General features: G+C 56.1%; 1 protein-coding gene. It reads right to left on the bottom strand.

Features of this window, described 5'->3' with window-relative positions; all coding sequences use genetic code 11:
• On the bottom strand, window positions 1-658 hold a 658-nt coding region (locus tag FE392_RS19155; protein WP_319931743.1), incomplete at both ends, for a PAAR domain-containing protein.

Genomic DNA, 658 nt, shown 5'->3' with positions numbered 1-658 from the left:
GCCGGCAATCACTTCAACCGGATTCGCCAAAATGCCCACCACCGGCAAGGCCACGCCAAGCCACCCAAACCGGCACGCAAATTTGCGGATTTTATCCGCCCCCGGCAATTTACTGAACAGCTTTTGCAAAGCACCGGGGCCTTTGGCGGCCGCCCCGCCAAAACTGAGCAGCCCCGCCGCAAACATGGTTAAATCAGAGGCGGTATACGCCCACTTAGGAATTTCCGGCGTGATTTTTTCTGTTGTTTTTGTCCCCCCACCGATAATGACATTCGGAGAACCTGTCATCACGGCGGCATCACAGGTGGTTTTATCGCCCACCCGCGATGCAGGAAGTCCGTTAATCAGTACGGAATCCGAACCTTGCGCCATCTGGCGGATACCATTTTCCTTACTGCATGCCACCTGACTTCGTGTTGCAATGGCCGCCGCCTTGTTATTGATAAAGACATTGGGCGAACCCGTTTCAATCGTTCCGGTCGGGCTTTGCGACGATGCCCCCATTGAAACACCGGCATCACGCGCCTTATCCCCTAAAGCGCCTGCCGCCATTCCCACAGCAATGGCAGCACCAATCAACAACACACCGACCCCGATACAGGAAGCCGCTACCCCGGCTGCAAAAAGAAAACCAGCGGCAATCCCGCCTGCGGCTGAA

Source organism: Xenorhabdus santafensis (genome assembly GCF_033949405.1).
Lineage (GTDB): Bacteria > Pseudomonadota > Gammaproteobacteria > Enterobacterales > Enterobacteriaceae > Xenorhabdus > Xenorhabdus santafensis.
Note: the sequence above shows the minus strand (reverse complement) of the source record. Positions and strands in the feature narration are given on the sequence as shown.